22 protein-coding genes are annotated in these 22,813 nt (G+C 67.8%); 16 read left to right on the top strand and 6 right to left on the bottom strand.

The window, feature by feature from the left end:
- Window positions 1–6 precede the first annotated feature (6 nt).
- Genes AC07WJ_RS32700 through AC07WJ_RS32710 form a run of 3 tightly spaced genes read left to right on the top strand, consistent with a single transcriptional unit; the run spans window position 7 to window position 3,592 of the window.
- Window positions 7–1,038 carry an ABC transporter permease gene (locus AC07WJ_RS32700; protein WP_494938906.1) on the top strand — a complete coding sequence of 344 codons (1,032 nt, stop codon included), beginning with the start codon at window positions 7–9 and terminating at the stop codon, window positions 1,036–1,038.
- Window positions 1,035–1,883 carry an ABC transporter permease gene (locus AC07WJ_RS32705; RefSeq protein WP_494938907.1) on the top strand — a complete coding sequence of 283 codons (849 nt, stop codon included), beginning with the start codon at window positions 1,035–1,037 and terminating at the stop codon, window positions 1,881–1,883. Before AC07WJ_RS32700 ends, AC07WJ_RS32705 begins: the two co-directional genes overlap by 4 nt.
- The gene (locus AC07WJ_RS32710; RefSeq protein WP_494938908.1) at window positions 1,880–3,592 is read left to right on the top strand and encodes a dipeptide ABC transporter ATP-binding protein; all 1,713 of its coding nucleotides are present in this window, start codon (window positions 1,880–1,882) and stop codon (window positions 3,590–3,592) included. The genes AC07WJ_RS32705 and AC07WJ_RS32710 overlap by 4 nt, the downstream gene beginning before the upstream one ends.
- A gap of 413 nt (window positions 3,593–4,005) precedes the next feature.
- Here the strand turns inward: AC07WJ_RS32710 and AC07WJ_RS32715 are convergent, their stop codons facing one another.
- From AC07WJ_RS32715 to AC07WJ_RS32725, 3 genes are all read right to left on the bottom strand, one after another.
- Complete coding sequence (locus tag AC07WJ_RS32715) at window positions 4,006–5,466, bottom strand: NAD(P)-binding domain-containing protein (RefSeq protein ID WP_494938909.1); 1,461 nt, start codon at window positions 5,464–5,466, stop codon at window positions 4,006–4,008.
- Window positions 5,467–5,575: 109 nt separating this feature from the next.
- Window positions 5,576–6,832 (bottom strand): hypothetical protein, encoded by a 1,257-nt coding sequence (locus AC07WJ_RS32720; protein WP_494938910.1) that lies wholly within the window; start codon window positions 6,830–6,832, stop codon window positions 5,576–5,578.
- A 162-nt stretch (window positions 6,833–6,994) separates the two neighbouring features.
- Entirely contained in the window at window positions 6,995–7,591 is a 597-nt protein-coding gene (locus AC07WJ_RS32725) for an NADPH-dependent F420 reductase (protein ID WP_494938911.1), read from the bottom strand.
- Between the two features lie 104 nt (window positions 7,592–7,695).
- Here AC07WJ_RS32725 and AC07WJ_RS32730 point away from each other — a divergent pair, with 104 nt between their 5' ends.
- From AC07WJ_RS32730 to AC07WJ_RS32750, 5 genes are all read left to right on the top strand, one after another.
- Window positions 7,696–8,601, top strand: coding sequence for a LysR family transcriptional regulator (locus AC07WJ_RS32730; protein ID WP_494938912.1), 906 nt, complete (start codon window positions 7,696–7,698; stop codon window positions 8,599–8,601).
- 195 nt (window positions 8,602–8,796) lie between these two features.
- The gene (locus AC07WJ_RS32735; protein WP_494938913.1) at window positions 8,797–9,459 is read left to right on the top strand and encodes a hydrolase; all 663 of its coding nucleotides are present in this window, start codon (window positions 8,797–8,799) and stop codon (window positions 9,457–9,459) included.
- Window positions 9,460–9,573: 114 nt separating this feature from the next.
- The gene (locus AC07WJ_RS32740) at window positions 9,574–10,350 is read left to right on the top strand and encodes an SDR family NAD(P)-dependent oxidoreductase (RefSeq protein ID WP_494938914.1); all 777 of its coding nucleotides are present in this window, start codon (window positions 9,574–9,576) and stop codon (window positions 10,348–10,350) included.
- Between the two features lie 32 nt (window positions 10,351–10,382).
- A complete protein-coding gene (locus AC07WJ_RS32745) occupies window positions 10,383–11,351 on the top strand; it encodes a quinone oxidoreductase family protein (protein ID WP_494938915.1) in 969 nt (322 codons plus the stop codon).
- An 85-nt stretch (window positions 11,352–11,436) separates the two neighbouring features.
- A complete protein-coding gene (locus AC07WJ_RS32750; protein WP_494938916.1) occupies window positions 11,437–11,886 on the top strand; it encodes an ester cyclase in 450 nt (149 codons plus the stop codon).
- A 90-nt stretch (window positions 11,887–11,976) separates the two neighbouring features.
- Here the strand turns inward: AC07WJ_RS32750 and AC07WJ_RS32755 are convergent, their stop codons facing one another.
- Complete coding sequence (locus AC07WJ_RS32755) at window positions 11,977–12,633, bottom strand: glutathione S-transferase family protein (protein ID WP_494938917.1); 657 nt, start codon at window positions 12,631–12,633, stop codon at window positions 11,977–11,979.
- A gap of 137 nt (window positions 12,634–12,770) precedes the next feature.
- Between AC07WJ_RS32755 and AC07WJ_RS32760 the strand changes: the two genes are divergently transcribed.
- Together AC07WJ_RS32760 and AC07WJ_RS32765 are read left to right on the top strand one after the other, a co-directional pair.
- Entirely contained in the window at window positions 12,771–13,985 is a 1,215-nt protein-coding gene (locus tag AC07WJ_RS32760; protein WP_494938918.1) for a polyhydroxyalkanoate depolymerase, read from the top strand.
- Window positions 13,986–14,154: 169 nt separating this feature from the next.
- On the top strand, window positions 14,155–15,495 hold the full coding sequence (locus AC07WJ_RS32765; RefSeq protein ID WP_494938919.1) for an MFS transporter: 1,341 nt from the start codon (window positions 14,155–14,157) through the stop codon (window positions 15,493–15,495).
- Between the two features lie 28 nt (window positions 15,496–15,523).
- On the opposite strand, the gene AC07WJ_RS32770 is transcribed toward AC07WJ_RS32765, so the two are convergent.
- Together AC07WJ_RS32770 and AC07WJ_RS32775 are read right to left on the bottom strand one after the other, a co-directional pair.
- Window positions 15,524–16,348, bottom strand: a complete 825-nt coding sequence (locus AC07WJ_RS32770) for an SDR family NAD(P)-dependent oxidoreductase (protein WP_494938920.1) — start codon at window positions 16,346–16,348, stop codon at window positions 15,524–15,526.
- A 24-nt stretch (window positions 16,349–16,372) separates the two neighbouring features.
- Window positions 16,373–17,209: a MurR/RpiR family transcriptional regulator gene (locus AC07WJ_RS32775; RefSeq protein ID WP_494938921.1), complete on the bottom strand. Its 837-nt coding sequence runs from the start codon at window positions 17,207–17,209 to the stop codon at window positions 16,373–16,375.
- Between the two features lie 153 nt (window positions 17,210–17,362).
- Here AC07WJ_RS32775 and AC07WJ_RS32780 point away from each other — a divergent pair, with 153 nt between their 5' ends.
- From AC07WJ_RS32780 to AC07WJ_RS32805, 6 genes are all read left to right on the top strand, one after another.
- The gene (locus AC07WJ_RS32780; protein WP_494938922.1) at window positions 17,363–18,670 is read left to right on the top strand and encodes an ABC transporter substrate-binding protein; all 1,308 of its coding nucleotides are present in this window, start codon (window positions 17,363–17,365) and stop codon (window positions 18,668–18,670) included.
- A 69-nt stretch (window positions 18,671–18,739) separates the two neighbouring features.
- Window positions 18,740–19,672 carry a branched-chain amino acid ABC transporter permease gene (locus AC07WJ_RS32785; protein WP_494938923.1) on the top strand — a complete coding sequence of 311 codons (933 nt, stop codon included), beginning with the start codon at window positions 18,740–18,742 and terminating at the stop codon, window positions 19,670–19,672.
- A 1-nt stretch (window position 19,673) separates the two neighbouring features.
- Entirely contained in the window at window positions 19,674–20,678 is a 1,005-nt protein-coding gene (locus tag AC07WJ_RS32790; RefSeq protein WP_494938924.1) for a branched-chain amino acid ABC transporter permease, read from the top strand.
- A gap of 3 nt (window positions 20,679–20,681) precedes the next feature.
- Entirely contained in the window at window positions 20,682–21,425 is a 744-nt protein-coding gene (locus tag AC07WJ_RS32795) for an ABC transporter ATP-binding protein (protein ID WP_494938925.1), read from the top strand.
- The gene (locus AC07WJ_RS32800) at window positions 21,425–22,126 is read left to right on the top strand and encodes an ABC transporter ATP-binding protein (protein WP_494938926.1); all 702 of its coding nucleotides are present in this window, start codon (window positions 21,425–21,427) and stop codon (window positions 22,124–22,126) included. The genes AC07WJ_RS32795 and AC07WJ_RS32800 overlap by 1 nt, the downstream gene beginning before the upstream one ends.
- The gene (locus tag AC07WJ_RS32805; protein WP_494938927.1) at window positions 22,123–22,764 is read left to right on the top strand and encodes an ATP-binding cassette domain-containing protein; all 642 of its coding nucleotides are present in this window, start codon (window positions 22,123–22,125) and stop codon (window positions 22,762–22,764) included. The genes AC07WJ_RS32800 and AC07WJ_RS32805 overlap by 4 nt, the downstream gene beginning before the upstream one ends.
- Window positions 22,765–22,813: the final 49 nt, after the last annotated feature.

Below are 22,813 nucleotides of genomic sequence, written 5' to 3' on the forward strand. Positions count from 1 at the left end.
GGGCAAATGGGTCTTGCAGGTGTGATCGCGCGGCGGGCGGGACGGCGTATCGTCTCGTCGCTGCCCGCGTTGCTCGGGGTGGTGATCTTCACCTTCCTGCTGATGCGCGTGCTGCCGGGTGATCCGGCCATCTTCTTCGCCTCCGGCCCGAATGCCGGCCAGGCCGAGATCGAGCAGATCCGCGAGCAGATGGGGCTCGACAAGCCGATCCCGCAACAGCTGGCGCTCTATCTGCGCGACATCGCCACCGGCAATCTCGGCCGCTCGATGACGACGGGCCAGCCGGTGCTGGCCGACCTGAAGAACCGGCTGCCGGCCTCGCTGGAACTGACCTTCGTCGCGCTGATCCTGGCGCTCACGCTGGCGCTGCCGCTCGGCATCCTGGCGGCGCTGAAACCCAATTCGATCGTCGACAATGCCGTGCGCTTCCTGTGCACGCTCGGGGTCTGCGTGCCGACCTTCGTCTCCGGGCTCCTGTTCATCTTCGCCTTCTATTACCTGCTCGGCATCGCCCCCGATCCGACCGGGCGGATCGATATTTTCGCCAGCCAGCCGCCGGCCGTGACCGGCTTCCTGCTGATCGACGCGGCTCTTGCCGGCGACTGGGAGGCCTGGCGGTCGGCCGCGAGCCAATTGGTGCTGCCGGCGGCAACCATGGCGCTGTTCGTGCTGGCGCCGCTCGCGCGCATGACCCGCGCCTCGATGCTGGCGGTGCTGACCAGCGATTTCGTCCGTACCGGCGAGGCGCTCGGCCTGTCGCGCCGGCGCGTCGTGCTGGTCTATGCGCTGCGCAACGCGCTCCTGCCCGTGCTGACCATCATGGGCATCGTGTTCTCCACCATGCTGGGCGCCAATGTGCTGGTCGAGAAGGTGTTTTCCTGGCCGGGCGTCGCCTCCTACGCGCTCGACGCCCTGCTCTCCTCCGACTATGCCCCGGTGCAGGGCTTCGTGCTGCTGATGGCGACCATTTTCGTCGCGGTGAACCTCACCGTCGACGTGCTCTACGGTCTCGCCGATCCCCGGATTTCGATCGAATGATAACGGCAACCCTCCGCCATACCGGCTGGATCCTGCGCGGCAATCCGATGACGCTGGTCGCCAGCATCGGCGCGGCACTGCTCGTGCTGCTGGCGATCGTCGGCCCCTGGATCGTGCCCTATGACCCGATCGCCTCGAACGTGCCAATCGCGCTGCAGCCGCCGAGCGCGGCCCATTGGTTCGGCACCGACCAGCTCGGCCGCGACGTGTTCAGCCGCGTGATCGTCGCCACCCGCCTCGACCTGATGATCGCCGCGTCCGCCGTGACCCTGTCCTTTGCCATCGGCGCGCTGATCGGCAGCTTCTGCGGTTACACCGGCGGTTCGCTCGACCGCTGGGTCGGCCGCTTCGTCGACGTGCTGATGGCCTTCCCGCTGTTCGTGCTGGCCATGGCCATGGTGGCGGCGCTCGGCAACCGGGTCGAGAACATCATCTATGCCACCGCCATCATCAACTTGCCCTTCTACATCCGCTTCGCCCGCGCCGAGGTGAATGTCCGGCGCGGCGCCGGCTGGGTCGAGGCGGCGCGCGCCTCCGGCAACAGCCATGCCCGCGTGGTCATGCTGTTCCTCTTGCCCAATGTGCTGCCGGCCATGGCGGTGCAGATCTCGCTCAATCTCGGCTGGGCCATCCTGAACGCCGCCGGCCTCTCCTTCCTCGGCCTCGGGGTCAAGCCGCCGACGCCGGAATGGGGCATCATGGTCGCCGAGGGCGCACGTTTCATCACGACCGGCAAATGGTGGCTGGTGGTCTTCCCGGGCGCGGCGCTGATGGCCGCCGTGCTCTGCTTCAATCTCCTCGGCGACGGCCTGCGCGACATTCTCGACCCGAGGATGCGCACATGACCGATGCGCACATGACCGATGCGGACATGACGCCGCCGCTGCTGTCCATCGAAGACCTGCGTGTCTCGTTCTCGACCCGCCACGGCCAGGTCGAGGCGATCAAGGGCATCTCGCTCGCCGTCGCCGCCGGCGAGACGCTGGGCATTGTCGGCGAGAGCGGCTCGGGCAAGTCGGTCACCGCCTTTTCGGTCATGCAATTGCTCGACCGCGCCGGCCGCATCACCCATGGCCGCATCACCTTTCGCGGCCAGGACATCACCCGCGCCTCGCGTTCCATGCTGCAGCCGCTGCGCGGCGCGGCCATGTCGATGATCTTCCAGAACCCGCGGGCGGCCCTCAACCCGATCCGTACCGTCGGCCTGCAGATCGCCGACGTGCTGCGCGCCCATGGCGACCTGTCGCGCGCGCAGGCCCGCGACCGCGCCGTCGAATTGCTGGAGGCGGTGCTGATCCGCGATCCGGTCGGCCGGCTCGACGCCTATCCGCACGAACTTTCCGGCGGCATGTGCCAGCGCGTCATGGTCGCCATGGCGATCGCCTGCGAACCGAGCCTCTTGATCGCCGACGAGCCGACCACCGGCCTCGACGTCACCACCCAGAAGACGGTGATGGACCTGCTCGCCGACATCACCCGCCGGCGCGACATGGCGATGATCCTGATCACCCATGATCTCGGCCTCGCCGCGCAATATTGCCGGCGCGTCGCGGTGATGGAAAAGGGCCTGGTGGTCGAGGCGGCGCCGCCGGAAATCCTGTTCGGCCGGCCCGGGCACGCCTATACCAAGCGGCTCGTCGCGGCTTCACCGACCCGCACCTCGACGGTCGAAAGCCTGGTCGTCGACGGCGGCGCCGGCCCGGGCCCGGCGCCCGCCGTCCTCCAGCGCAGGTCGGCGGGGCCGCTGCTGCGGGTCGACAACCTGGTCAAGCGCTATGGCGACGACTTCAAGGCGGTCGACGACGTCTCGTTCACGCTCGGCCAGGGCGAAAGCCTCGGCCTCGTCGGCGAGTCCGGTTCGGGCAAGAGCACGATCTCCCGGCTGATCTGCCGGCTGATCGATCATAGCGCCGGCGACATCAGCTTCGACGGCCAGGATATCGGCAAGATCCCGACGCGCGAGTTCCATCGCTCGCGGTTTCGCCGCGATATCCAGATCGTCTTCCAGGACCATGGCGACAGCCTCAATCCGCGCTTCTCGGCTTTCGATTCGATCGCCGATCCCTTGAAGCTGCTGGCCGGCATGGCCGATGCCGGGGAGCTGCGCGCCAAGGTGAGCGAATGCGCCGCGCGCGTCGGGCTGCCGGAAGAATTCCTCGACCGCTTCCCGCACCAGCTGTCCGGCGGCCAGAAGGCGCGGGTCGGCATCGCACGCGCGATCGCCGCCGGTCCGCGCCTGCTGGTGCTCGACGAACCGACCGCGGCGCTCGACGTCTCGGTCCAGGCGGTGATCCTGCACCTGCTCGACCGGCTGCGCCGCGAAACCGGCCTGTCCTACCTGTTCGTCAGCCACGACCTCAATGTCGTGCGCATGATGTGCGAGCGCACCATCGTGCTGCAGAAGGGCCGGATCGTCGAGGAGGGCCGCAGCGCCGAATTGTTCGCCCAGCCGCAATCGGCCTATGCGGCCGAGCTGATCGCGGCGATCCCGCATTTCGACCCGAATGCGGGGCGCGCCCCATCGGACAAGGGATCGGCGGCGCTGGCGTCGTGAGCCGGGCGCGTGGCGAGGTGTGATTGCGCGGCAATGAGCCTGAATGGACCACCGCCCATGAGCAGGCGGATTGAAGTCGTGGATGGCCGGGACAAGCCCGACCAAGACGAGAATTGTCTTTGGAGCGACAGGGACCGGATCGACTGAGTGCAGAACCCGCGCCGTGGCCCTGCACGCAGTGAGGTCAACACATCGTCCTGCCCGGGCTTGTCCCGGGCATCCACGACTTTCTCCCACTGAAAGAGGCGGCTCTCGTTGATCTTCCGTGGGGCCCGGACCGAAGTCACCTGCCTCTGGTCCACGTTGCCCTACGCCCCCAACTCCCGATGCACGAGGCTGATGCAATAGGTCGATCCGCGCGCGATGACAGGCTCGTCTCGTCCGGCGAAGCCGCGCCGCGGCCGGTGCGTTTGCTAACCGGAGCCGACTTTCCCTTCGCCCTGAGATTGCCCGAGCCCCGTGACGGTCGTGCCGACCTTGGCCTGCGCCACGTCATAGGCGAGGAAGGCCTGCCAATGGGCCTCGACATCGCCGGCGAAGAGGCCGCGCGTGACGCCGTCGACCAGTTTCGGGATCGCCGTGGTCATGGCGTTGATCGACGAGCCCGAGGGGCCGAAGCTCATGGTCGAGGCAATGGTGAACAGGTGGACATTGCCGATCCAGGGCGTCAGCCCCTCCTGCCGCTCCATGAAGGCATAATCGGCGGAGAGATAGGGGAAGGCCGCGAGCCGCTCGTCACGCTCGTCCGCCGGCGGGTCGTAACGGTCGGCCCAGGTCAGGATATTGCCGGCAAAGGCCGAAAGCTCCGGCCGCGCCGCATAATCCATGGCGATGCCGGTGCCGCAGATCAGGAAATCGGCGGCGAAGGCGCCATGCGGGGTGTCGACCACCGGCCGGCCGGAAGCGACATGCGCGCCGGTCCAGGCGGCGTCGGTATGCAGCGTGAAATTGGCATGGCGGCCGCAGCGGTCATAGGTCGCCTGCGGAAAGCCCTCGCGCAGGCCAAGCACGCGCGCCATGAAGCGCCAGCGCCAGACATCGTCGAGATCGCCGAGATGTTTCAGGAAGCCGCGGAAGGTGATGTAGCGATAGGGCTGGACCACCTGCACCTCGGCGCGCCGGCAGAACAGGTGGACCTCGGCCGCGCCCGCCTCGAGCGCCACCGCGGCATTGTCGAAGGCCGAGGCGCCGGCGCCGAGCACCGCGACCACCTTGCCCTTCAGGGCCGCGAAGTCGATGGGATCGGCGGCGTGCGCCCGCACATGTTTCGGCAGCGCCGCGACGAAATCCGGCATCCACCAGCGGCCGGTCGATTCCTGGCCGGTGGCGAGCACCACCTTGCGCGCGAACAGCAGGCGCCGCCCCTCCGGCCCGTCAATCGTCGCGCGGACAAGGTCGCCACCATCGTCGAGGCCGACGAGCGCCGTGTCGTTGAGCACCTCGACCCCGGTGACCCGCCGGACGAACAGCAAATAGTCGTTCCAGTCCTGCCGGGTGATCAGGTCGAGCGCCTGCCAATGCGCCTCGCCATAGGCGGCCTCGTGCCAGGACTGGTAGGTGAGCGAGGGAATGTCGAGGTCGGGGCCGGTGAAGTCCTTCGGGCTGCGCAAGGTCTTCATCCGGGCATAAGTGACCCAGGGGCCCTCCTCGCCATAAGGCGCCTTGTCGATGACCAGGACATTGTCGACCCGGTTGCGTTTCAGGCAGAAGGCCGCGGCAATGCCCGACTGGCCGGCGCCGATGATCAGCACGTCGAGCGCCTTCGCACCATCCGGCGCGGTCCGCGGCGTCAGCCATTCGGCATGTGGATGGGCGATCCGGGCGAGATCGCTCCGGATGCGGGCTTCGAGATCGGCAAGGCGGGCTTCGGTCATGGGCGGCGGGCGCTTTCCGGCGAGAGCATTCGGCCGTGCCTACCAGCAAGAGACGGGCCGCGGCAGTCCCAACGGCGGGCAGGCGCTATTCGCCGCGCGCCCGCCGGCGTCAGAACCAGGCCGAGGCCGTCAGCGTCAGGCTGGTGGCGCGGCCGCCCAGATCGAAGAACGGGGTCTGCCGGTCCGGCAGGTCGATCGAGCCCGAGCCGTAACCGAGCTCGAGCGCCAGGCTCGACTGCGCCGAGGTCTTGTAGGTGATGTTGGCCGCCGCCCGGTTGACGCTGGCGCGGCCGTGGCGCGAGGCAATGGTGGGAAAGGTCAAGCTCATATGGCTGACATAGAAGGCCGAGTAGAGTTTCGGCGTCCAATCCTGCCTGACCGAGAGCACCGCGCTGTAGCCCCGCGTCGCGTCGGTCGGCTGCAGGAAGGACGCGAGCGTGCCGATATCGACGGGCGTGCCGAGATAGGTCGGCATGTCCCGGGCATAGGACAGCTGGCCGGAAAAGGTGTGCTGGACGTTGGCGATCGTGGTCACCCACTTGGCCCCGGCGGTCGCGGCGAAACCGGATCGTGGATGCGCGCCGCTGCCCGGCACGGTCGGCCGCAATGCGAAGGCCGCGTGGAAGGCCAGGCTGTCGGTCTGGTAGCGCGAGCGCAACACGATGTCGGGGGCGCTCGACACCGTCTCGTCGAGCGGCGTCAGCCCCGGGAGCAAGGGCACCGTGGGCACGGTGACTGCCGGGCGTATGGCGGCCTGCTCGAAGGCCAGCGTCACCGACCAGGGCGACGGCTTGACGAGATCGAAGGCGATGAGCGCCGTGCGTCGCTGCGGCGTGAACACCGCATTGGCGAAATCGTCGACGTTCCAATAGTTGAAGGTCGACTGGGCGTAGCCCACCAGCAGCCGGTCGACGCGCAGCGAGGCTTCCTTGACGAAGCCGCCGCTCGACGGCAGCCGAACGCCGGCGACGAAGACGAGGGTGGTGCCGACGAACAGGCCGTTGGTCTTCCAGCCGGTGGCGACCGTGGTCTCCGCGCCGGCATTGAGCGAGCCCACATAGCTCGGCGCTATCGCCCGCAGCCGCGAATCGTCGAACCGGCGGTCGGTGGCGACCACGATGGCGCTGGCCCAGCTGTTCACCGAGAGGCAGCCGCCGCCCGGCAGCGGCGCGTAGAGCGTCGTGTCCGGCTCTTCGGCGGAACTCCCGTCGTCGCCGTCATCGGAGGCGGCGGGCGCGGCGGCGGGCGTGTCGCCATAGACCGGGACTTCGCAGGCGTCCCGGCGCAGAACCGGTTCCGCCGATACCGGAGGCGGCAGCAGCCCGATGGCCGCCACCACTCCCAGCCAATGCCAATGCCGGATCATCGCCGCTCCACGCGCCCCCGAAGCGCGACCGAACCTCGCCCAGCAGGACACGGGTTTCAAGCCTTCACGCGCCACCGTCCCCGATCAAACTGGTTTTCGGCGAGCGCCACGCGACGCCGCCGGCTTCTCCTGAAGCCGCCGGGGGCTCGCGCGGGCCCGCGCTCAGCCCATCCTGATCAGATCGAGCACCGGCAGGGCCCCGCCGAACTGCTGGAGCCGGCCGCCTTCCGACAGCCCGCCGAGATCGACCGGGGCGAAACCGAGGGTTTCGATCAGGCCCGCGACCTGCGCATTGGCCTCCGCGTGATTGCCCGAGAGAAACAGGACACGGCGTCCGCCATGCTGTCGCGGCTCGGTCGCCAGAACGGCGGCCGGCACGGTGTTGAACGCCTTTACCAGCCGCGCGCCGGGGACCGCCTCGGCCACGATCTCGCTGGACGGGCGGCCACCGAGATCGGTCGGCGTGAAGGCGGGGAAGTCGATGGCGTTACTGGCATCGATGACGATCCGGCCGTTCCAGCCGGGGGCGGTCCGAACGATGCCGGGAATGGCCGTGAACGGCACCGCCAGGATGATGATGTCGGCCTGCAGGGCCGCCTCCACCGAGATCGCGGCGATGTTCGGCCCGAGTTCGCCGACCAGATCGGCGAGCGACTGGGGACCGCGGCTGTTGGCGATGCCGGCCTTGACGCCATTCCGGGAAAACTGGCGGGCGATCGCGCTTCCGATCGCTCCCGAACCGATGATTGCATGGGTCACGACGAGGCCTCCGGCTTTCCTTGTTGCGGGTGAGGAGCATTTAGGCTCGCTGGTGGGTCATCGAAACCCGCATATGATGATCCGAAACGTTCGAGGGAATCGATATGTCTGAACCCGGCACGCCCACGCTCGACCAGGTGCGGGTGTTTCTGACCGTGGTCGACGAGGGCAGTTTCGCAGCCGCGGCGCGCAGGCTTCGGCGCGCGACCTCGGTGGTCAGCTATTCGATCGCCAATCTGGAGGCGCAGCTCGGCGTATCGCTGTTTGATCGCGACACGACGCGCAAGCCCCAATTGACCGATGCCGGGCGCACCGTGCTGTCGGAGGCACGCACCATCGCCAGCGGCATAGACGGCCTGCGCGCCAAGGTGAAACGCCTGCACCAGGGGCTCGAAGCCGAGGTGCGGGTGGCACTCGACGTGATGCTGCCCGCGATACGCGTCACCGACGCGCTGAAGGCGTTCCGCGAGCAATTCCCGACGGTTTCGCTGCGGCTCTATACGGAAGCCCTGGGAGCGGTCGCGCAGATGGTGCTCGACCGGACGGCCGGCATCGGCGTCAGCGGGCCGCTTCCGGGCGATGCCGGAATCGACGGCATCGAGCGGATCGGCGTCGGCAGCGTCGAACTGATGCCGGTGGCCCATCCCGACCATCCCTTGGCGCGCCATGGCCGGAACGACCCGGGCGCAGCCCGCGATCACGTCCAGCTCGTGCTGGCCGATCGCTCCGCCCTGACCCGGGATCTCGACTTCGCCGTGGTCGGCACCCGGACCTGGCGGCTCGTCGATCTCGGTGCCAAGCACATGCTGCTGAAGGAAGGCATCGGCTGGGGCAATATGCCGGAACCGATGGTGCGCGAGGATATCGAAGCCGGCCGCCTCGTCCGCCTCGACCTGCCCGACTGCGTCGGCGGCTCCTATCGCTTCGAGGCGATCTACCGGACCGACGAGCCGCCCGGCCCGGCCGCCTCCTGGCTCGTCGCGCGGTTTGCCAGCCAGACCGGGCGGTAGCCCCGACCACGCACTTGCCAATCCCGTCGAACGTCATCGTCGAGCGTATCCGGCTGTTCCGGTCGCCGGATCGCGGCCAATTTCGTCGTCGCCGCCGACCGAAAGCATGACCTGGCGCGGCCCGTCGGGGCCGCCGCCACGGCGTCATGCAGGACCGTCGCCGCGCTTCGGACAAGCGAAAAAAAGGATTGCATCATGACGACTTCCAAGCCGGTCAAAGTCGGCCTCGAGGCTATGCTGACGCCCGACAATTGCGTCCTCATCCTGGTCGACCACCAGCCGTTTCAGGTCAGCGGCGTCAAGAACATCGACGTCGCCCTGATGATCAACAACGTGGTCGGGCTCGCCAAGACGGCCAAGGCCTTCGGTGTCCCCACGCTGCTCAGCACCGTGGTCAAGGATCGCGGCGGACTGCTGATCAAGCCCTTGCAGGATGTGTTTCCCGAGCAGGTCCCGATCGACCGGACGACGATCAACACCTGGGAAGACGAACGCTGCGTCCAGTGGGTGCGCAATACCGGGCGCAAGAAGATCGTCATTGCGGCGCTGTGGACCGAAATCTGCCTCGCCTTCCCGGTCATCCATGCGCTTGGCGACGGCTACGAGGTCTATTTCGTCACCGATGCGTCCGGTGGAACCAGCGTGGAGGCCCATGAAATGGGCATCCAGCGGATGATCCAGGCCGGCGCCATGCCGCTGACCTGGGGCGTCTTCGGAGCCGAACTGCAGCGCGACTGGGCGCGGGAAGAGACCGCCGGCAAGCTTGCCGAGATCATTCTCGAGCATGGCGGCGCCAGCGCCACCAATCTGGCCTGGGAGCTGCAGTTGCTCAATGGCCGCCCGGGCGCCGGCGTCTGACGCGGCGACGCGAACCACCTGAAGGCTGCCGGCCGCGCCGCGGCCGGCGGTGCCAGCCGTCCGGAGACGGATCCGGGACGGCGCCACTCCGGATTGACAGGGAAGGATAAGGCCATGCCCGGCGATTTCGACGGCAAGGTCGTGCTGGTCACCGGCGCCGGCTCCGGCATAGGCCAGGCGGCCGCAGGCATCTTCGCGGCCCGGGGCGCGCTGGTCTATGGCGCCGATATCAACGACCAGGGCCTGGCGGAGACCCGGGACCTGATCGAGCGCGCCGGCGGGCGAGCCCGTACGGCCCATGTCGATGTCGCCGACGAAGGTGACGTCGCGGCGCTTCTGGCCCGCATCGGCGACGAAACGGGCCGGCTGGACGCCGCCTTCAACAATGCCGGCGTCACCGGCGGCACCCACCGGCTCGAGGACTATCCGTCGGCCGATTTCGACCATGTCCTGCGGGTCAATCTGCGCAGCGTGTTTCTCGGCATGAAATACCAGCTGCCGCTGATGAAGCGCAGCGGCGGCGGCGCGATCTGCAACACGGCATCGGTCGCGGCCCTGACCGGGCCCGGCGGGATGTGCGCCTATGCGGCCTCGAAACACGGCATCCACGGCCTGACCCGCGTCGCCGCGATGGAGAACGCGGCGCATCGGGTGCGTGTCAACGCTTTGGCGCCGGGCTGGACCGAAACGCCGATGGTGGTGGCCAACAGCGCCCAGAACCCGGACTTCGCCCGGCTGGCGCGCTCGGCGATCCCGGCCAAGCGTGGCGGCCAGCCCGACGAAGTGGCGGCCGCCGCCGTCTGGCTGTGCTCGGCGCAGGCCAGCTACGTCTTCGGGCAAATGCTGGTGGTCGACGGCGGCATGACGATCGGCGGTTTCGAACTCTCGTGACGGTGCCTTCGGCGGCAACAGGAGCTAAGAGCATGGCCATGCGGCGGATGAATGCGCTGCGTTTCGAAAGTTACGGGCCGCCATCCTCGCTGGCGTTGCGGGAGCTGCCTGTCCCCGAACCGAAACCGGGAGAGACGCTCATCGAGGTCCATGCCTCGGCCATCAATCCCAGCGACGTGAAGAACGTCGCCGGCCTGTTCGGCGCAACCTTGCCGCGGGTGCCGGGCCGGGACTATGCCGGCGTGGTGGTCGCCGGCGACGGCCGGCCGGGGCTGGAGGTCTGGGGCAGCGGGGCTGGATTCGGCGTCAGCCGCGACGGGGCTCACGCGCGCTACGTCGTCGTGCCCACGGACTGGCTTTCCGAGAAGCCGGCCCATCTGTCCATGGCGCAAGCCGCCGCGGTCGGCGTGCCCTATCTCGCGGCCTGGTCGGCGCTCATCGCGGCCGGCAGGCTGCAGGCCGGCGAGACCGTGCTGATCACCGGCGCCCTGGGCGCCGTCGGGCGGGCCGCGACCCAGATTGCCCATTGGAAGGCCGCCAAGGTCATCGGCGCCGATATTTCCGAGGGCGTCTCAGACGCCGATGTCCTGATCGACACGCGCGACAAGGACCTGGCCGCCATGGTCAAAGCCCTGACGGACGGCAAGGGCGCCGACCTCGTGCTCGACGCGGTCGGTGGCCCGATGTTCGAACCGTCCCTGAAATCGCTTGGCCTCGATGGCCGGCAGGTGGCGATCACCAGCGTCGGCAGCCGGCGCGTCAGTTTCGATCTGGCCGACTTCTATCACAACCGCCAGCGGCTGATCGGCGTCGACACGGCGAAACTGACCGGTGTCGAGATCGCGGCGATCATGAACGCGCTCAGGCCGGGCTTCGCGCAGGGCGATCTGCGCCCCTCGCCGATCCGGACATGGTCCTTGGCCCAGGCCGTCGCGGCCTATGAGGCGGTCGCCAATGGCGACCGATCGGCCAAGCATGTCCTGCTGCCGGCACCGGCGTAAGCCCGGCGCGCAAGCCCAAAGATCTCATCACCCCACTGAAACGCCCGCCGCGCGATCGCGCGGCATCAGGGACAGGAGAACGGCCGTGTCGGAAATCGAAGTGAACAAGACCATCGTCCGCCGCTATTTCGAGATCTTCAATACCGGCGAGCTGGATCGGCTCAGCGAGGTCCTCGCCCAGGACTATGGGGACCGGCTCGAAGGCCAGTCGGGCGGCATCGCGGTGATCCGGAGCTATCTCGAGGGCTTGAAGGCGGGCTTTCCCGATTTCGCCTGGACGATCGAGCAGATCATCGCCGAGGGCGACCGGGTCGCCGTGATCAACCGCGTCACCGGCACGCATCTGCACGACTTCGGTGCGATGAAGGCGACCGGAAACCGCGTCGATATCAAGGCTTTCCAGATGTATCGCGTCGCCGCCGGCAAGCTCGCCGAACATTGGGAGGTCGCCGACTTCGCCAAGTTCGAGGAGCAGCTCAAGGCGGAACCCAAGGCGAGCGCCTTCAAGCAGTTCCAGCAGACGCTCCGCGACTGAGCCGGCGGCCGGCGGCCTGCACGTCCTGCCCCGCCGACACCCTCGGCGGGGTTTTTCGTTGCCGAAGCGCGGGTCCGCGAGCCGCCGCCGTCAGAATTCGACGTCGAGTTCGTCCATTTCGTCCGGCTCGCGCTTGGCCGCCGCGACCCACTCCGCCATCGGCGCCCAGCTCATGATGGTCCGGCAATAGCCCTGGGAGGCCGCGTCGAGCGCGACATCATAGGTGACGAAGCGGGTACAGACCGGCGCATACATGGCGTCCGCCACCGTCGGCCTGGTGCCGAACAGGAACGGCCCGCCATAGGTGGTCAGGCAATCGCGCCAGATCGTGCCGATGCGGTCGATGTCGGGCTGGGCGCCGGCCCAGATCTTGAAGCCCGGGTAGTGGCCCTTGAGGTTCATCGGCAAAGCCGAGCGCAGGTTGTGGAAGCCGGAATGCATCTCGCCCGAGACCGATCGGCAATGAACACGCGCCGCCGGCGTCGCCGGCAGCAGCCCGGCCTCCGGCATCGTCTCGGCCAGATATTCGGCAATCGACCAGGTGTCCCAGATCTTGATGCCCTGATCGGTCAGGCAAGGCACCAGGAAAGACGGCGACAGGAGCAAAAGCTCGGCGCGCATGCCGGGATCGTCCATCGATACCGCCACTTCGTCGAAATCGAGCCCCGCCAGCCGGCACAACAGCCAGCCGCGCAACGACCAGGACGAGTAGTTCTTGCTGGAGATGGTCAGCTCAGCCTTCGCCATCGTCGTGCCTCCCGGGGGCCGTCGCTGCTGTCCTGCAGCAAAGCTTCAGAAAGAATAGTCTCGCAGTGCAGCAAAAAGTGCACTAGCTTTTTTTGACGGGCCCTCCAGGGGGCTGTCATGGCGCAGCGGGTCGGCCGATGATCTATCAAGCCTTCGAAGCCCAGAGCATGCTTTTTGCTCCGGTGCGGGATATGGCCCGATGGGCGATCGCCGCCTTTGGGCCGGCGCTCAACGGCCTGGACCAGCGGCCGGGCCGGGAACTCCTGGCGAGCTGGGAGCTGATCGCGCGCGCCGGCTTCACCCATCACCGGCCGCCCTTCGGCATCGACCATGTCACCGTCGGCAACCGGGAGGTGCCGGTGACCGAGGTCGCGGCGCACAGCACCGCCTTCGGCACCTTGCTGCATTTCAAGAAGGACACGCCGGTGACCCAGCCGCGGGTGCTGGTGGTGGCGCCGCTGTCGGGACATTTCGCGACCCTCCTGCGCAATACGGTCAGGACCCTGCTCGCCGACCACGACGTCTATATTACCGACTGGCACAACGCTCGCGACATCCCCTGGACCGAGGGCGCTTTCGGCTTCGACGACTATGTCGCGCACCTGATCGAATTCCTGCAGGTGCTCGGGCCCGGCGCCCATGTGGTCGCGGTCTGCCAGCCCTGCGTCCAGGCGCTGGCCGCGGCCGCCGTCATGGCCGAGGCCGGCGACCCCGCCCAGCCGCGCAGCATGACCCTGATGGCCGGCCCGGTCGACGTCCGGATCAACCCGACCAAGGTCAACGAACTCGCCTTCCAGCACCCCTATGAATGGTTCGAGAACACCCTGATCTCGACCGTGCCGCTGCCCAATGCCGGCGCCGGCCGCCGGGTCTATCCGGGCTTCCTGCAGCTCATCGCCTTCATGACCATGAACCAGCAGCGCCATGTGAAGGCCCATCTCGACCTGCACGGCCATATCGCCGCCGGCGAGACCGACAAGGCCGAGGCGATCAGGAGCTTTTACGACGAATATTTCGCGGTGCTCGACCTGACCGCCGAATTCTACCTCGAGACGATCGACAAGGTGTTCCAGCGCGCGCTGCTGGCCAAGGGCGAGCTGACCTATCGCGGCCGCCGGGTCGATCCCGGCGCGATCACCAGGACCGCGCTGCTGACCGTCGAGGGCGAGCGCGACGACATCTGCGCACTCGGCCAGACGGTCGCCGCCCACGACCTCTGCACCGGCCTCAAGCCGTTCCGCAAACGTCATCACATGCAGGCCGGCGTCGGCCATTACGGCGTGTTCAGCGGCCGCAAATGGGACGGTCAGGTCTATCCGATCGTTCGCAACATGGTGCTGGCCAGCGAGTGAGCGGGCTGCGGCTTTGCGCGCCGGACCCGGAGTTTTCCACCGCATTGCAGACATGTCCGGCCAAAATCGTCGAAACAGGAGCTCCAACACCGCCCCGGCGTTGACAGTTTGGTGACAGCGTCGATCTTTGCCGCAGACTAGGCATGATATGCGCCCTGCGGAGAACGCCATGAACGCTTCGAGCCCTCAGCCAGTGAGCGATGCGATGCGTCGCCGGGTGGTCATTTCCTCGACCATCGGCAATGCCCTCGAATGGTTCGACTTCACCGTGTTCGGCCTGTTCGCCGGCGTCATCGCCAAGCACTTCTTCCCGTCGAACGATCCCTCGAACTCGCTGCTGCTGACCTTCGCCACATTCGGCATCGCCTTCGCGGCCCGGCCGATCGGCGGACTGGTCTTCGGCATCTATGCCGACAAGTTCGGCCGCAAGCGCGCGCTGATCGTGATGATCATGATGATGGCGGTCGGCACCGGCATGATCGGCGTGCTGCCGACCTATGCCGCGATCGGCATCGCCGCGCCGATCTGCGTGCTCATCGCCCGCCTGATCCAGGGCTTCTCGGCCGGCGGCGAGTTCGGCAGCGCCAGCGCCATGCTGATCGAATTCGCGCCGCCCGGCCGCCGCGGTTTCTACGGCTCCTGGCAAATGGTGTCGCAGATGCTCGCCTTCGCCATGGGCGCGAGCTTTGCCTATGTGCTCTCCTCGCGCCTCTCGCCGGAAGCCTTCGACAGCTGGGGCTGGCGCGTGCCCTTCATTCTCGGCGTGCTGATCGGCCCGATCGGCTTCTACCTGCGCCGTGCCATCGACGAGACGCCGGAGTTCAAGGCGCTGATGGCGTCGCGCACGACGGTCGAGAATTCGCCGCTGCGCGACGTCATCAAGCAATATCCGCGCGAGCTGGTGACGGCGTTCTGCATCATCGCCGCCGGCACCGCGATCAACTATGTCGCCGGCGTCTACATCACCACCTATGCGGTGACCGAGCTGAAGCTCAATCTCGCCGATGCCCAGTTCGGCCTGATCGTGTTCAGCGCGCTGAATGCCGTGGTGGTGGTCCTTTCGGGCGCGCTGTCGGACAAGATCGGCCGGCGCAACGTGCTGCTGCCGGCGGTCATCGGCTATTGCATCATGTTCTACCTGATGCTGTCGCGGCTGGTCGCCGATCCGACCATCCAGAACCTCTATTACGTCCAGGCCTGCGCCTTGCTGCTCGGCGTGCTGGCCGGCCCGGCGCCGGCGGCGATGACCGAGATCTTCCCGGTCCGGCTGCGCTCGACCGGCGTGTCGCTGGTCTACAACCTGGCGGTCATGCTGTTCGGCGGCCTTGCCCCGTTCATCAACACCTGGCTGGTCAGCACCACCGGCAACAAGCTGGCGCCGGTCTATTACGTCTTCTTCGCCGCCGCGGTCGGCATTGTCGGTTTCCTGCTCTACAAGGAGCCGCCGCCGGCGGGCCTCGCCGCGGCGGATGACCGGGCAACCCCGGTCCCCGGCGTGCCGCGGCCCTAGCCTCCCGCGTCGCGGCGGTCGTGACCGGTCAGCCCGGCCAGCACTGGCCGCCGCCGTCGACCCTGAGCACCTGGCCCGACACGAAGGCGCCGAGCGGGCCGGCGAACATCTCGACGACACGCGCCACCTCGTCGACGGTGGCGATGCGGTCGAGCGTGCCGTCCTCGGCCAGGCGCGCCGGATCGACCGCGCGGGTGCCCAGAAAGCGCCCGGTGCGGGTGTCGCCGGGCGCGATGCAATTGACCGCGATGTCATAGGCGCGCAGCTGGTCGGCGAGGCAGCGCGTGTAGTGGGTCACGCCGGCCTTGGCCACCGCATAGATCGCGCCGTTGGAGCGGCCCTTGAAGGCGGCGATCGAGCCGAGCGTGACGATGCGGCCGCTGCGCCGCGCCATCATGCCGCGCGCCACCTCCTGGCAGGTCAGGATGGTGCTCAGGAGATTGCGGTCGAGCACGGCGCGCACGTCCTCCTCGGCGATGCCGACCGCATCGTTCGGATCCGGCTTGCCGCCCTTGGCCGCGATATCGCCGCCGGCATTGTGAACCAGGATGTCGATCGGCCCGAGCGCCTCGGTCGCCGCCGCCACCACCCGCGCGATCTCGTCACTGCGGGTGAGATCGCCGAGCACGCGCATGGTGCGCACGCCATGGGCACGGCCGACCTCCTCGGCGACGGCGGTGAGCGTGGTGCCCTCGCCATATTCGGCCGGACCGTTCTCGCGCATGCCATGGATCGCGACATCAGCGCCCATGGCGGCGAGCTTCTCGGCAAAGGCCCGGCCAAGCCCGCGGCCGGCCCCCGTCACCAGGGCAACCTTGCCGCCGAGCGGCCGCGTCGCCTGCTGCGCTGTCATCGTCGTTCTCCCTGATGTCCCATCTCAATCCGCGGCCAGGTCGAGGCCGATGGCGAGAGCCTGCACCAGGCACATCGGCGCGACCAGCGTGCGCAGCGCCGCCTCGGGCATGTCCTGGATCTCGAACACCACGCGGGCGTCCTTGACGATCGGGCCGAGCAGGCTGTCGGTGATGGCGATCGCCGGCACGCCCTGGGCGACGATTTGCGGAAACAGCCGGGCGGTGTCGGGGTAGTAATTGCGGAAGCTGATGGCGACCAGGGCATCTTCGGGGCCTGCCGCGTGCGACTGCTCGCCGATGCTGCCGCCGATGCCGTCGAGCATGACGACGCGGCGGCCGAGCTTGCGCAGCACATAGGCGAGATGGGCGGCGACCGGATAGGAGCCGCCGAGACCGAGCAGGTAGATGTCGCGGGCCGGCTGCAGGATGGCGATGGCGGCATCGAGATCGCGTTCGTGCACCGACTGGCTGAGCGTATCGAGCGCCGAATGAGCCTCCGTGACGAAGCGGCCGAGCACCGCCGCGGGCTTGCGGCCGAGCGTCGACTTTTCCTCGCGCTTCATGCGGGCGAGCCGCGCCTTGTAGCTCGGCGCGACGCCGGCGACGAGCCGCGAGCGGAACACCTGCTGCATCTCGGTGAAGCCGCCGAAGCCGAGCGCGCGGGCGAAACGGACGATGGCCGAGGGCTGCACGCCCGCCCGCCCCGCCACCTCGGCGACCGTGCCGAGCGCCACATCGGTGGGATGGTCGAGGACGAATTCGGCGATCTGCTGCAGGCGGCCCGACAGGTCGCCATGGCGCTGGGCGATCGCGCTGCGCAATTCGTCATAGGTCGCCCCGGTCGGCCAGACCTCGTTCATGCCGCCTCCTTGGCCGTGCCTCGCGTCGACGCAGTCCGCGTCGGCGCCATGGATCATATATTCCACTTTACAGGCACAAATGGAATGTTCATTCTATCATCAAGGATCGGGAAAAAATCAGATCCAACAGAAAAATGAAACCAGGAGGAAACGATGACCCAGGGGCGCATCTTGCCGCGCATGTCTCGGCGCAGCGTCGTGCATGGCAGTCTGATGGCGGCGGCGCTCGCCGGCACGGGTGGCTTTTTCGGTCCGTGGAAGACCAACCGGGTCTGGGCCCAGGGCGCCAAGAAGCCGATCAAGCTGGGGCTAACCTGCGACGCCAGCGGCCAATATGGCAATAGCGGCCAGGACGACCTGCTCGGCATGCGGCTCGCCATCGACGAGTTCAACGCCCGGGGCGGCATCGCTGGGCGCAGGATCGAATGGATCACCACCGATACCGAGACCAATCCGGCGACCGCCACCCGGGTCGCCGAGCGCTTCATCGCCCAGGAGCAATGCGGCTTCCTGATCGGCGCCGTCCATTCCGGCGTCGCCAATGCGATCACCCAGGTCGCCGCCAAATATGGCACGGTCTATATCAACACCAATTCCTCGGCGCCGAGCGAAGCGGGCGAGAACTGCTCGCGGATCAAATTCGTCTGGGACGGCAACGGCACCAATTTCTCCAAGGCCGCCGTGCGCAACGCCGTCGACAAGGTCGGCAAGCGCTGGCTACTGCTCACCAATGACTATGTCTGGGGCCACACCACCTCCGCCGCGACCAAGGCTCTTGTCGAAGCCGCTGGCGGCCAGATCATCGACAATCTGCTGGTGCCGCAGAACACCCGCGACTTCACCTCCTATCTCCTGAAGATCCAGCAGACCCGGCCGGACGTGGTGGCCACCGCCATCGGTGGCGACGACATCAAGGCGCTGCGCCAGCAGGTCACCGACCTGAAGCTGGAGGAGCGCACCGCCTGGATCAACAACCAGCAGGACTGGCCCGACATCTGGGGCGCGCCGGAAAGCCTGTTCGGGGTGTTCGGCACGACCTGGTATCACAAGCTGCCATTGCCGGGGGTCGCCGATTTCGTGAAGCGCTGGCAGGCGGCCTACCCGCAATCGCCGATCCCGGTGCCGGGCAATGTCTCCTATAACGGCTATACGGCGACCCGCGAATTGCTGCGGGCCATCGAGCGGGCCGGCTCGACCAACAACATCGCCGTGATCAAACAGCTGGAAGGCCTGAAGATGCCGGCAGCCGACCGCATGCAGCATTTCGATGCGGTGATCGACCCGGTGACCCATCAGGTGCAGCAGACGATCTATCTGGCGCGCCGCAATGCCAGGCCCGCCGATCCGACCGACCTGTTCGAGATCCTGAGCCAGACCGAGCCGGCAAACGCCATGGACGACGCGGCGCCTGGCAAATGCAGCCTGACGCCTTTCGACAAGGTGCCGACCTACGAGATGTGACCTGTCCGGACGCCATCGACGGGGCGGCCGAGCCGCCGCCCCGCCCCCTCCGCAAGCGATTGGTCGGACATGGCCTTCAGTCTCCTGGATCTCCTGCCCCATCTGGTCAACGGCCTGACGCTCGGCCTCCTGTTCGCCCTGATCGCGCTCGGCTTCATGCTGATCCTCGGCCTGATGGAGCAGATCAATCTCGCCCATGGCTCGCTGTTCGCGCTCGGCGCCTATTTCGCCTTCGCCATCGCGACGCCGCGGCTGCCCTTGCCGCCGGACCTGCTGAAGGCCTGGGCTGGCGTCCCGCTCGGCTGGCGTTACGGCGCGGCCTTGCTGGTCGCGCCGATCCTGGTCGCGCCGTTCGGCCTGATCATCGAGCGGATGATGCGGCGCACCTATGGCCGCGACCCGCTCTACGGCCTCCTGCTCACCTTCGGCATCGCCATGGTGCTGGAGGACCTGATCCGCGCCGTCTGGGGCACCCGCGACTATGTCCTGCCGGTGCCGCGCGACATTTCCGGCGGCTTCCTGTTTCTCGACCTGATCTGGTCGCGTTACCGCTTCTGGGCGGCGGCCTTCGCCGTCGCCGCCATCGCGATCGTCTGGGTGGTGGTCGAGCGCACCCGCTTCGGCGCCATGGTCAAGGCCGGCGCCCATGACAGCGAGATCGTCCAGGCGCTCGGCATCGACTTGAAGAAGCTGCGCACCGGCGTCTTCGTGTTCGGCACCATGCTGGCGGCGCTGGCCGGCGTCATCCTCGCGCCGATCTGGGGCATCCGCCCGCATATGGGCGTCGACGCCGTGGTGCCGGCCTTCCTGATCATCGTGCTCGGCGGTGTCGGCAGCTTCTGGGGCGCGGTCATCGCCGGCCTCATGGTCGGCATGGTGGTCGGCCTCGCCGGCGCCTATGCCTCCGAATGGTCGCTGCTCTCGATGTATCTCTTGCTCATTCTCGTCGTGACCTTCCGCGCCCGCGGACTGTTCGGCAAGAAGAGCGTGCTGGAGGCCTGAGATGGACGCCCGCCGGACCGTTCCGACGCTGACGCCCGCCATGCTCGTCGCATGGGCGATCTTCGCCACATTGCCGTTCTGGATCGAGCGCATCGGCCTCTACCAGTATCTCGGCATCGAGATCCTGATCTTCGCCACCTATGCACTCGCCTATAACCTGGTGCTCGGCCATGCCGGCCTGCCCTCCTTCGGCCACGGCGCCTTTTTCGGCATCGGCGCCTATGGCTTCGGGCTCGCGCAATTCGCCGTCGCGCCGAACCTCTGGGTCTGCCTGATCGCCGCCGTGCTGGCGACGGCGCTCGCCGGCGCCCTGGTCGCCCTGTTCATCTCGCACCGGCGCGGCATCTATTTCTCGCTGATGACGATCGCCTTCGGCCAGGTGTTCTGGTTCGTCGCGATGAAGGCCCACGCGATCACCGGCGGCGAGGACGGCCTGCTGAAGATCGCCCGGCTGCCGGTCGATCTCGGTTTCGCTTCGATCCCGCTCGAGACCAATGTCGCGCTCTATTACGGCGTGCTGGCCGTCTTCATACTGGTCTCGCTCGGGCTGTGGCGGCTGGTCCATTCGCCGTTCGGCCGGGCGGTGAAGGCGATCAAGCAGAACGAGGAGCGCGCCCGCTTCATCGGCTATGACGTCTGGGCCTGCAAATTCGCGGTCATCGTGCTGTCGGCTGCGCTCTCGGGCCTCGCCGGCGGGCTGTTCGCCATGGCCCAGCGCTCGGCCTTTCCCGATGTGATGAGCCTGCACTATTCCGGCTACATTGTGATGATGACCCTGGTCGGCGGCGGACTCGTGTCGTTCTGGGGTCCGGTGATCGGCGCCGTCGTGTTCTTCCTGGCGCGCGACCTGATCGGTGCGCTGACGGTCAGCTGGATGCTGTGGTTCGGCCTCCTGTTCATCGTCCTCGTGCTGTTCCGCCCCGAAGGTCTCGCCGGCCTGTTCGACAGCTGGCGCCGCAAGCCGCCGCCGGCGCCGGTGGCCGCACCCGATGCCAGGGAGGCCTGAGCCATGGCCTTGTTCGAAGCCAGGGACCTGCATCTGCGTTTCGGCGACCGGGTGGTGCTGGAGAATATCTCGCTCGCCTTCGAGGCCGGCACGCTTTCCGGCATCATGGGCCCCAACGGCGCCGGCAAGACCACCTGCTTCAACGTGCTGACCGGCCGCTACAAGCCGGATCGCGGCCAGGTGCTGTTCGACGGCCGGGACATTACCGGCCTGAAACCGCACCGCATCGCCCGGCTCGGTATCGCCAGGTCGTTCCAGCTGATGAACCTGTTCGACGAGTTCACCGTGTTCGAGAATGTCGCGATCGCGCTGCCGGCCAGCCGCGGCCGCGTCCATGATCCGCTCGGCCAGGCCTATGGCGACCCGGCCGTCGTCGCCGAGGCCATGGCGGTGCTGGAGCGTGTCGGCCTGGCGCGCCGCGCCGACGATCCGGCGAAGGCGCTGCCCTATGGCGCCCGGCGTGCGCTCGAAATCGCGGTGGCACTCGCCTCGCGGCCGAAGCTCCTGTTCCTCGACGAGCCGACCGCTGGTCTCGGCAGCGACGGCCGGGCGCGGCTCGCCGACCTGATCCGCTCGCTGAAAGGCTCGGTCACCATCGTGATCATCGAGCACGACATGGATTTCCTGTTCTCGCTGGCCGACGAGATTTCGGTGGTTCATTGGGGCCAGGTCATCGCGCGCGGCGCGCCGGCGGACCTGATGGCCAACCCTTGGGTCAAGTCCTCCGCTCTCGGAAAGCTCAACTGATGCTCGACGTCCAGGCGATCGACACCTTTCACGGCGAGACCCAGGCGCTGTTCGGCGTGTCGCTGAACCTGCGCGACGGCGAGGTCCTGGCCTTGCTCGGTGCCAATGGTGCCGGCAAGACGACGCTGCTGCGCTCGATCCTCGGGCTGACCCGGCCGCGGCGCGGCGAGATCCGGTTTCGCGGCCGGAGCGTCATCGCCAGCCCGACCCATGAGATCGCCCGCCAGGGCATCGGCTGGGTCCCGGACGACCGCCGGCTCTGCCCGACCCTGACCGTCGAAAAGAACCTGGCGCTCGGCCAGAAGCGCACGGCGTTCCGGCCCTGGACGCTCGGCGAGGTGACCGAGATTTTTTCGCCGCTCAAACACCTGATGGGCCGCGAGGCCGAGACCCTGTCCGGCGGCGAGATGCAAATGGTGGCGATCGCCCGCGCCTTGCTCGGCAGTCCGGGACTGGTGCTGTTCGACGAGCCGAGCCAGGGGCTCGCGCCCAAGATCGTCGACGACGTGATGGCCGTGATCGGCCGCCTCAAGGCCGAAGGCATCGCGGCGATCGTGGTCGAGCAGAATGCCGACGTGGCGCTGTCGGTCGCCGACCGGGTGGTGGTGCTGCGGCGCGGCCAGGTGGCCTGGAGCGGAGAGGCGGCCGCGCTCAAGGCCGACGCCCGGCTGAAGCTGTCGCTGATCGGAGGCGTGCAATGAGCGCCGCGCCGCTGCTCGCCCTCGACGGCGTCGAGAAGGTCTACCACCGCGGCTTCATCGCCAGGACACCGGCATTCCGGCTGGGCGCCGACATGTCGTTCGACGAACCCGAAATCATCGGCGTGATGGGACCGAACGGCGCCGGCAAGACCACGCTGTTCGAGATGATCGCGGGGTCCAACACGCCGACCGCCGGCCATGTCCGGATCGCCGGCCGCGACATTCATGAGGTGCGCCATGGCGAGCGCGACCGGCTCGCCATTCACTATCACCAATCCTATCAGGTGCGGCGGTTCGCCCGGACCAGGCCCGGCTTCCTGATGCAGCGGGCCCATAGCCCCTATCCGCTCGTCCATCTGTTCGACGAACCGCAGTTCAACACCCAGGACGGCTATATCGGCTTCATGCTGGATTTCTTCCGCCGGCTGAAGCGGGAGGGGCGGCTGGTGTTCCTCTGCCTGCATCCGACAGCGCCGTTCCAGCTGGAGATCCTGGAGGAGATCTGCGACCGCTTCCTGTTCGTGGCGGGCGGCGGGGTCAGCGGGTTCGCCAGCTACGGCGACATCGTTCGCGACGGCGCGGTGCGGGCCTATCTCGGCGCACTCGCACCGGTGGCGAGCCATGTGCCGGCTGGTTGAAATTGACGCAGGCCGGAGACTGGCCGCGGCGGCGGGCCTCGACTAGCAT

Source organism: Phreatobacter sp. GW821-FHT04C01, from assembly GCF_059420385.1.